Annotated in this window: 7 protein-coding genes and 1 tRNA gene; 4 read left to right on the plus strand and 4 right to left on the minus strand. The window is 61.7% G+C overall.

Annotated elements, in window-relative coordinates:
- Both LJY18_RS18810 and LJY18_RS18815 read right to left on the minus strand, forming a co-directional pair.
- Positions 1-202: sulfatase-like hydrolase/transferase (locus tag LJY18_RS18810; RefSeq protein WP_238043426.1), on the minus strand; the 202-nt coding region annotated here is incomplete at its 3' end.
- Positions 203-317: 115 nt separating this feature from the next.
- Positions 318-1,661 (minus strand): OprD family porin, encoded by a 1,344-nt coding sequence (locus tag LJY18_RS18815; protein ID WP_238043428.1) that lies wholly within the window; start codon positions 1,659-1,661, stop codon positions 318-320.
- Positions 1,662-1,966: 305 nt separating this feature from the next.
- On the opposite strand from LJY18_RS18815, the gene LJY18_RS18820 reads away from it, so the two are divergent.
- Positions 1,967-4,183 (plus strand): tetratricopeptide repeat protein, encoded by a 2,217-nt coding sequence (locus LJY18_RS18820; protein WP_238043430.1) that lies wholly within the window; start codon positions 1,967-1,969, stop codon positions 4,181-4,183.
- Between the two features lie 263 nt (positions 4,184-4,446).
- Here LJY18_RS18820 and LJY18_RS18825 read toward each other — a convergent pair.
- Positions 4,447-4,523, minus strand: a tRNA-Arg gene (locus tag LJY18_RS18825).
- Positions 4,524-4,892: 369 nt separating this feature from the next.
- Here LJY18_RS18825 and gabD point away from each other — a divergent pair.
- Together gabD and gabT are read left to right on the plus strand one after the other, a co-directional pair.
- On the plus strand, positions 4,893-6,341 hold the full coding sequence (gene gabD / locus LJY18_RS18830) for an NADP-dependent succinate-semialdehyde dehydrogenase (protein ID WP_238043432.1): 1,449 nt from the start codon (positions 4,893-4,895) through the stop codon (positions 6,339-6,341).
- 171 nt (positions 6,342-6,512) lie between these two features.
- The gene (gene gabT, locus LJY18_RS18835; protein ID WP_238043433.1) at positions 6,513-7,793 is read left to right on the plus strand and encodes a 4-aminobutyrate--2-oxoglutarate transaminase; all 1,281 of its coding nucleotides are present in this window, start codon (positions 6,513-6,515) and stop codon (positions 7,791-7,793) included.
- A 406-nt stretch (positions 7,794-8,199) separates the two neighbouring features.
- Here gabT and LJY18_RS18840 read toward each other — a convergent pair whose 3' ends face one another.
- Positions 8,200-8,634 (minus strand): BLUF domain-containing protein, encoded by a 435-nt coding sequence (locus LJY18_RS18840; protein ID WP_238043434.1) that lies wholly within the window; start codon positions 8,632-8,634, stop codon positions 8,200-8,202.
- A gap of 221 nt (positions 8,635-8,855) precedes the next feature.
- Between LJY18_RS18840 and arsS the strand changes: the two genes are divergently transcribed.
- A complete protein-coding gene (gene arsS / locus LJY18_RS18845; protein ID WP_238043775.1) occupies positions 8,856-9,821 on the plus strand; it encodes an arsenosugar biosynthesis radical SAM (seleno)protein ArsS in 966 nt (321 codons plus the stop codon).
- The last annotated feature ends 1 nt before the right edge of the window (position 9,822 follow it).

The raw sequence follows: 9,822 nt of genomic DNA on the forward strand, positions 1-9,822 counted from the left end.
CCTGGAAGTTGGTCAGGCGCCCCCCCTTGTGCGCGAGTGCGTCCAGGTTGGGCGTTTCGATCTCGCCGCCGAAGCTGCCCAGATCGCTATAGCCCAGGTCGTCGGCGATGATGATCAGGAAGTTTGGTTGCTCGGCGGCCTGGCAGGAAAGGCTGGCAAGGCCGGTGATGTAAAACGCTAGGCTCAGTTGCCTCAGGTTCATGCTGTAGTCCCTCTTTTTGTTATTGATGGCCATTGCGGCCTGGTTACAGTCCAGGTTCCTGGGGAACTCGGGGGGGTGTCTGTCGGGTGTGTTCGTTTGCACACCGTGCGCGGGCCTACCAGAGCTTCCAGGTGTAGGTGGTGATCAGCCGGTTCTCGTTGAAGTCGCTGCCGTGCTGGAGCTTGGCGTCGATATTCAGCCAGCCGACGCTGAGCCCCTGCAGCGGGCCGCTCTGCACGACATAGCTCAGGTAAAGGTCGCGTTCGCTCTCGCTCGAGTCGCTTAGATTCCCGGCACGTTTGATACCGGTGCCGCGTATGTAGCGGGTCATGAGCCTCAACCCCGGCAAACCCTGCGCCGCAAAGTCGTAGTTGTAGCGCGTCTGCCAGGAGCTCTCGTTCGGCTTAATAAAGGCCAAGGCCGACCAGTTGACCAGGTGGGGTTGCGGGGTGAAGCCATTGAGGGTCGGGAAGCCGCTGTCGCCGAGCATGCGTTGATAGCCCAGGCTGAAGGTGTGCGCGCCCTTCTTTAGCGAGCTGAGGAGTCCATAGGTGTGATTGTCGATCTCACCGTACAGCGCATCGCCATCGGTGCTGTTGTCGTAGTAACGCAGGTCGGTCTTCAGGCTGTAGCCATTACCCAGCGCGACGTTGTGGGTCAGGCCCAGGTAATGCTGCTGATAGATATCCTCCAGTTGGCCGTAGAAATAGCTGGCCGACAGGTTCGGACTGAAGGTGTAGATACCCCCGGCGAAATTCAGCCCATCGCTGGGATGACGCGGCCCGTAGGGCCGCGTGAACAGATAGGGTTTCTCGTGATCGGAAGATTCGCGCGTGCCGATCTGGTTGAAACGACCGGCGGTCAGGCTTAGGTTGTCGACCTCCTTCGAGGCGATCTGGAAGCCATGGAAGGTACTGGCCAGCTGACGGCTGTCGTCGAAGAAGGCGACCGGCAGCATCGGCCGATGCTCTCCGACTGTGAGTTCGGTTTTCGAATAGCGCACCTTGGCGGTCAGCGCGGCGCGCCCGTAATCGCGGACCTGTTCACCTGCGCTGCGATCATAGGGCAGGGCGGTGTCCGGGCCGCGCCCGCCGCCACCGTCGAGCCTATAGGCATACTGCGCCGAGGCATCCAGGCCGAACCGCAACGGCCCCTCGGTATAGCCGGAGGTAAAGCGTAGGTCGAAGCCCTGGCTCCAGCTGCCCACACGGGAGGTCGGCGCGGCGTCGCCGCGAAAGTCGCGATCCAGATAGAAGTTGCGCAGGCCCAGGTTGAGCTGGCTGTCGCCCACAAAATCGGCCTGTGCGGCCAGAGGGCCGAGCAGGCCAAGCAGGCTGGCGGCCTGGATGCAGGCCGCCAAGGCCCTCGGGCGCAGCGCCTGGCGATGTCCGGCCGGGGTGGTGGCACGCGAGGCGGCTAAAGGTGCAGTGGCGAGTGACGTCGTGACAATTTCTGCCATGGAAATCTCCTTGGGGGTGTTTGTTGTTTTTTCCCCAGGGCCAGTATTTCCAAACCGTTGCGCCCACCGTTATCCGCTGCGCGCAATGCTTATCGTCACAGCGCAGCTATTGATCGTGAGGCCTGTTCGTTGCTCCGTCACGGCGGCAGCATAGCGGCGTCACCTGCCTCGACAGGCCTGCCTGGATGATTGTCATGCCGAATGCGTCACGCCCGTCTCTCGCCGTTCAACAGTTGTTGGGTCTGCTCCTACTGGCCGCCGCCCTGTCGCTGAGTGCCGGGATGGCCGCTTGGCCCTGTTCAGCCATGGCCAGCGATCAGCCGGCCGGCGTCCCCAGTTTCGTCGGCAGTCAGGCTTGCGCGGGCTGCCATCGGGAACAGTTCCAGGCCTGGCAGGGCTCGCAGCATGCGCGCTCCATGCAGCACGCCACGTCCGACACCGTGCTCGGGGATTTCACCGGCGCGATCTTCAGCTATGCCGGGGTCGAGTCTCGCATCTACCGTCGCGACGGGAAATTCTTCATGCACACAGACGGTCCTGACGGTCGACTGGACGAGTTCGAAATCCAGTACACCTTCGGTGTCGAACCGTTGCAGCAGTACCTGGTGGCCTTTCCCGACGGCCGCCTGCAGGCCTTGTCCATCGCCTGGGATAGCCGACCGGCCAGTGCGGGCGGCCAGCGCTGGTTTCATCTGTATCCCGATGATGCGGTCGCCAACCGCGACGAACTGCACTGGACCCGGCCATCTCAGAATTGGAATTTCATGTGCGCCGACTGTCATTCGACCAATATGCACAAGGGCTATGACGCCGATTCCGATAGTTTTTCCAGTCAGTGGTCGGAGATCAGCGTCGGCTGCGAGGCCTGCCATGGTCCGGCCTCAAACCATCTGAGCTGGGCGCGCTCCCGCGACGGTGCGCAGGACAAGGGTTTGACCTTACTGCTAGATGAGCGCCAGGGGGCTGGTTGGCGACGAGCCATTGAACAGGTCACCGCCAACCGTAGCACTCCTCTTGCTGGGCGCAAGGAGCAGGATGTGTGTGCTCAATGTCATTCGCGGCGCAGTCAGATTGCCGAGGGCTACCAGGCAGGCAAACCTTTTCTCGATCATTACAGTCCCAGCCTGCTTGAGCCCGGTCTCTACCATGTCGACGGCCAACAGCGGGAAGAGGTGTTTGTGTCAGCCTCCTTTGAGCAGAGTCGGATGCATGCAGCGGGAGTGACGTGCAGCGACTGCCACGAGCCCCATGGGCAGACACTGCGTGCCGAAGGAAATGCTCTCTGTAGCCAATGCCATTTGCCCAGAAAATTTGACAGTTCCGCACATCACTTGCACCCGGAGCAGTCACCCGGGGCGCAGTGCGTGAACTGTCACATGCCCGAGACCACTTACATGGTTATCGATTCGCGGCGCGACCATAGCCTGAGGATTCCGCGTCCCGACCTGAGTGCCAGTCTGGGCACGCCGAACCCCTGTAACAGCTGCCATAAAGATCGCTCCGCGGAGTGGGCTGCGAATGCGATCCGCCAACATACCCCGGATCCGGCCGAGGGCTACCAGCGCTTCGCTACGATGTGGTCGGCCGCCGAACATAATTTACCTGGCGCTTCTGCTGGTCTGGCTAGGTTGCTGAGTGATCCGACGCAACCTGACTTGGTGCGTGCCAGTTCCGCTGACCGTTTGCGTATTTCTGCGCAACGCGAAGATTGGCGCGCTTTGGCAAAGGCGCTTAGCGATCCGAGCCCCTTAGTGCGTCATGCTGCCCTTGGCGCCTTTGAGCAGCTTCCGCCCGCTCAACGCGGCCAGTGGCTATCTCCGTTATTGAGCGACCCTGCGCGAGGGGTGCGTAGTGAGGCGGCGCGCCTGCTTGCTGATGTACCTCTCCCCGAGTCGCAGAAACAGGTCTTCGACCGCGCATTAGGCGAATATGAAGCACGGCTGCGACTGGATGCTGATCGTGCCGAGGCTCGCAGTGCTTTGGCACGTTTACGTAGGCGCCAGGGGCGAGAGAAGGAGGCTATAGAACAGTTGCAGGCGGCCTTGCGGCTCGACCGGCTATATCTGCCGGCCTATCTCGAACTCGCGGAAGTGCATCGCAATGCTGGGCGTGAGCCTCAGGCTGAAGCGGTGCTCCGCCAGGGACTACTGGAGCAACCGCAGGCGGCTTTGCTGCATTATTCGCTGGGCCTTGGTTTGGTGCGGCAACGGCGCAGCGAAGAAGCGCTCGAGCACTTACATCAAGCACTGGAACTGATGCCCGATGATCCACGTTTCGCCTTTACCCTGGGCCTGGCTCTGCAATCGCGCTCGCCAGGGAGAGCGCTCTCGACTGTAAAGAAGGCTTTAGAAAAACATCCGCATGACCCTGACCTTCTTTGGCTGTGCGGCGTCTACAGTTTGGCTCAGGGAAGCCCCATCGCTGCTGTTGATTACGCCGAGCGACTCTTAGCAGTGAGTCCAGGTTCGCAAAAGGCTATGGATTTGCTGCAGCGCGCCAAGAGTCAGATAGCTGGCGACTAAACTTGGTGAGTGAGCCGGCTTGTCGCCCTGACAGTTGAGGGAGGAGGCTTTTTCAAAACGTGGGCGTAGAGCCGTTCACCTCGAGTGGTGAACTTCCGAATCAGTTACGCCGCGGCTCAATGACCATGAGGGCTGCATTCAGCTAGTGCTCAAAAATGATGGCTACTATCTGCAGCGTGAAATCGTGCGGCACGGTTTAGGCACAGAATTGGCACAGGCCAAAACAAAAGGGCCTAGGTTTTCACCTAAGCCCTTGTTTTATATGGTGCACCAGGCGGGATTCGAACCCACGACCACTGCCTTCGGAGGGCAGTACTCTATCCAGCTGAGCTACTGGTGCAGCGCGGCGCAATCATACGCATCTCGCGCGCGGGCGTCCATGCTGGCGGTTCGTGATTGCGCGCCAATACAGGGGGGGGCGGCGTGAATGATCGCCAGATCAGCCTTTGACGGGACGGCGCGTTAATTTTTTCGAACAGACTATTGCCCTTTACCCCTCATGACCCTAGGATTCGTTTGAGATTTCAAACGTTCTTGCTGAAACCGTTCGGAACTCTGTGCAGTCCGGATCAATCCTATCAAGACCGATTGTCTAAAATTGATTAAGCGGGGCATCGGGCCTGGCAAAACATCTTTATATGGTCCGCCTGCCCGTCGTGCCAACAACAACCGTCCGACGCCTGGGTGTCGCGATGAGAAGGAGAAAGTCATGCAATTGAAAGACACCCAGCTGTTCCGCCAACAGGCTTATATCGACGGAACCTGGCTGGACGCCGACAGCGGCCAGACCATCAAGGTCACCAATCCGGCCACCAACGAAGTCATCGGTAGTGTGCCGAAGATGGGCGCCGCGGAAACCCGCCGCGCCATCGAAGCCGCCAACCGTGCCCTGCCGGCCTGGAGCGCGCTGACCGCCAAGGAGCGCTCGAACAAGCTGCGCCGTTGGTTCGAGCTGCTGATCGAGAACCAGGACGACCTCGGTCGCCTGATGACCCTGGAACAGGGTAAGCCGCTGGCCGAAGCCAAGGGCGAAATCGTCTACGCCGCCTCCTTTATCGAGTGGTTCGCCGAAGAAGCCAAGCGCATCTATGGCGACGTGATTCCCGGCCACCAGCCGGACAAGCGCCTGATCGTGCTCAAGCAGCCGATCGGCGTGACTGCCGCCATCACCCCGTGGAATTTCCCGGCGGCAATGATCACCCGTAAAGCCGGGCCGGCCCTGGCCGCCGGTTGCACCATGGTGATCAAGCCCGCTTCGCAGACGCCGTTCTCCGCCCTGGCCCTGGTGGCCCTGGCCGAGCGCGCCGGTATCCCGAAAGGCGTCTTGAGTGTGGTCACCGGCAGCGCCGGCGACATCGGTGGCGAGCTGACCAGCAACCCGATCGTGCGCAAGCTCAGCTTCACCGGCTCGACCGAAATCGGTCGCCAGCTGATGGCCGAATGCGCCAAGGACATCAAGAAGGTGTCCCTGGAGCTGGGCGGCAACGCGCCCTTTATCGTGTTTGACGATGCCGACCTGGATAAGGCGGTCGAAGGCGCGCTGATCTCCAAATACCGCAACAACGGCCAGACCTGCGTGTGCGCCAACCGCCTGTATATCCAGGACGGCGTATATGACGCCTTCGCCGAGAAGCTGAAAGTCGCGGTGGCCAAGCTGCAGATCGGTAACGGTCTGGACGAAGGCACCACCACCGGCCCGCTGATCGACGACAAGGCCGTGGCCAAGGTCCAGGAGCACATTGCCGACGCCCTGAGCAAGGGGGCCAAGCTGCTCACCGGGGGCAAGCCGCACGCCCTGGGTGGCAGTTTCTTCGAGCCGACCATTCTCACCGACGTGCCGAACAACGCCGCAGTGGCCAGGGAAGAGACCTTTGGCCCGCTGGCGCCGCTGTTCCGCTTCAAGGACGAGGCTGACGTGATCGCCATGTCCAACGACACCGAGTTCGGCCTGGCCTCCTACTTCTACGCCCGCGACATGGGCCGCGTGTTCCGTGTGGCCGAAGCCCTGGAATATGGCATGGTCGGCGTCAATACCGGGTTGATCTCCAATGAAGTGGCGCCTTTCGGTGGCATCAAGGCCTCCGGCCTGGGCCGCGAGGGCTCGAAGTACGGCATTGAGGACTATCTGGAAATCAAATACCTCTGCCTGGGCATCTAACCCGGCGATGTAATCCCGCAGGGGCGCACGAGAACGTTGCGCCTTCTGCTTTTTATATGGACATACCTGTGCGCCGGGTGCGCTGCGGCAGTCGATCATCGAATACTGTCAGGCCACCATCGGCGACACATCCTTGAGCCACGCCGTATCGACCCGGCGAATGAGGACATTATGAGCAAGACCAACGAATCCCTGATGCAACGCCGCACCGCCGCCGTCCCTCGTGGCGTGGGTCAGATCCACCCGATCTTCGCCGACCGCGCCGAAAACGCCACGGTCATCGACGTAGAAGGCCGCGAGTTCATCGACTTCGCCGGCGGTATCGCCGTGCTCAACACCGGCCACCTGCACCCGAAAGTCATCGCCGCGGTGCAGCAGCAGCTGACCAAGCTGAGCCACACCTGCTTCCAGGTGCTGGCCTACGAGCCCTATGTCGAGCTGTGCGAGAAGATCAACGCCAAGGTGCCGGGCGACTTCGCCAAGAAGACCCTGCTGGTCACCACCGGCTCCGAAGCGGTGGAAAACGCGGTGAAGATCGCCCGCGCCGCCACCGGCCGTGCCGGGGTGATCGCCTTCACCGGCGGCTACCACGGCCGCACCATGATGACCCTGAGCCTGACCGGCAAGGTCAATCCCTATTCGGCCGGCATGGGCCTGATGCCCGGCGGCGTGTTCCGCGCCCAGTACCCCTGCGAACTGCACGGGGTCAGCACGGACGACGCCATCGCCAGCATCGAGCGGGTGTTCAAGAACGATGCCGAGCCGCGGGACATCGCCGCGATCATCATCGAGCCGGTGCAGGGCGAGGGCGGCTTCTATATCGCGCCGAAAGACTTCATGCAGCGCCTGCGCGCGCTCTGCGACCAGCACGGTATCCTGCTGATCGCCGACGAAGTGCAGACCGGCGCCGGGCGTACCGGCACCTTCTTCGCCATGGAGCAGATGGGCGTGACCGCCGACCTGACCACCTTCGCCAAATCCATCGCCGGCGGTTTCCCGGTGGCGGGCGTGTGCGGCAAGGCCGAATACATGGACGCCATCGCTCCGGGTGGCCTGGGCGGCACCTACGCCGGCAGCCCGATCGCCTGCGCCGCGGCGCTGGCGGTGATGCAGGTGTTCGAGGAAGAGCAGCTGCTGGAGCGCTGCAAGGCGGTCGGCGAGCGCCTGGTCACTGGTCTGAAAGCCATCCAGGCCAAGCACAAGAGCATCGGCGAGGTGCGCGCCTTGGGCGCGATGATCGCCATGGAGCTGTGCGAGAACGGCGATCTGCATAAACCGAATGCCGCGCTGACCGGCCAGATCGTGGCCAAGGCACGCGACAAGGGCTTGATCCTGCTGTCCTGCGGCACTTACGGCAACGTGCTGCGGGTGCTGGTGCCGCTGACCGCCGAAGACGAGTTGCTCGACAGGGGCCTGGCGATCATCGCGGAGTGCTTCGCCGAACTGGCGTAAACCAGGCCGGAAAACAGACCCGCTTCGGCGGGTCTTTTTTTTGGGGGGTTGTTTTGTCGGGCGAGCAGGCGGATCAACACCTGTGCCGTCCTGCACCCGCAGCAACTGGGTCTGTGGGCCCGGCGCCCAGGCGCGGCAAACGGAGCATACAGTCCGGCGTGGTCTCGCCGCCCTGGAGAAACGGGCGCTGATCGCCACTGTAGAACGGCGCACTCAAGCATTTGCGCTACTGCCGCCAGGCTTCGCAATCGTCGAGAAAGGGCCGGTCAATCATCCGCTCCAGGCGCGCCGCCTCAGGCGGCGGTTGAGCTGAGGTAGCATCCTGGCGCCTCGCTAAACGGCGGGGTGCGCCAAGGCATGGGCTCAACACAGTCCGCCTGCCAGGGCGAGTTGCCGCTCTAGAGTGCTAGCTGAGAACTGGCGACTTGATTGCGCTTATGGTCTCGCTCATCTCCAGTAGCAAGCCGGTAATTTGCTCGGCGTTCATGTCGAACGGGTCGAAGTGATCGCTGGCCGAATATTTCAGGAACAGCTCACGATTGACTCGCTTGGCCCCGGCCCAGCCCATGCTCCAGTTGCTGTAACGACGCATGCTGATTTCGGCGTAGTCGAGAATGGTCAGATCCTTGTGCCGGCTGTCTTCGGCCAGGCGGTTGTACAAGGCGTTCACCTCGCTGCGCGGACCTTCCAGCGCCTGCAGGAAGATATTGGCGTTGCAGCAGAGTATCCCGGTCAGGCCTCGGCCTGGGTTGTTGCGCTGCGAGCTGTCGAGAATCTCGCGGATCAGCTCGGCAGAAACGACATGGCTGGCACGGCTGGCATAGGTAAGACGCACGAGCATGATCAGATCCTCGAAAGCACTTGTGCAGGTAAGCGGGGTTAAAGTTAGTTAATTCTGCATTATCTGTATAAGATTTGTATAACTAATTTAATGGCGCTCTTCTGCTCCCGCGCGTAACAAAATACCCTGACCACTCTCTATAGTGGCTACAAACAGCTGGTGGCTTTCCGCCTCACCTACCCCGAGGGGGCGCCAGCGATAAGGAGTTAACCGTGCACGCCATGCTGCCTTTGCTCAACCAACTGGCCTTTCCGGCAATCCGCCGGGGCCCGCTGGAAGCGCTGCAGATCAACCTGACGTATCGCTGCAACCAGCGTTGCCTGCATTGCCACGTCAACGCCGGGCCGACCCGCACTGAGGCGATGACCGACGAGAGCCTGGCGCTGCTGCACAAGGTGATCGATGCCCATCCGGTGCGCACCCTGGACCTGACCGGCGGCGCACCGGAGATGCATCCGCGCTTTCGCGAGATCGTCCAGCATGCGCGCCGCGAGGGGCTGCGGGTGATCGACCGCTGCAACCTGACCATTCTCAGCGAGCCGGGCTATGAAGACCTGACCGTCTTTCTCGCCGAACAGGGCGTCGAGGTCAGCGCTTCCTTGCCCTGCTATTCGCGCGATAACGTCGACAAGCAGCGTGGCGATGGCGTTTTCGATGCCAGCATCAAGGGCCTGCAACAGCTCAATGCCCTGGGTTACGGCCAGCCCGGCAGTGGCTTGCTGCTCAATCTGGTGTACAACCCGCAAGGCCCGAGCCTGCCGCCGCCGCAAGCCGCGCTGGAAGCCGACTACAAGCGCCACCTGGCCGAAGACTTCGGCATTCAGTTCAACCACCTGTTGTGCATCACCAACCAGCCGATTGCGCGTTTCGGCAGCACCCTGGTCAGCAAGGGGCAATTCAACACCTACATGCAGTTACTGCGCGACAGCTACCGCCCGGAAAATGTCGAACCGCTGATGTGCCGCAGCCTGGTCAGCGTCGACTGGCAGGGTTACCTGTACGACTGCGACTTCAACCAGATGCTCGATTTGCCCCTTGAACTGCAGGGCCGCGTGATCGGTCGTCAACGTCCCCACCTGCGCGACCTGCTGGGCGCCAACCTGGATGGCAACCCCATCGTCACCCGCGATCACTGTTTCGCCTGCACCGCCGGACAGGGGTCCAGTTGTGGCGGCAGCCTGACCTAAC

Origin of the sequence: Pseudomonas sp. MMS21 TM103, from assembly GCF_022132145.1 — a bacterium.
Classification (GTDB): Bacteria; Pseudomonadota; Gammaproteobacteria; order Pseudomonadales; family Pseudomonadaceae; genus Aquipseudomonas.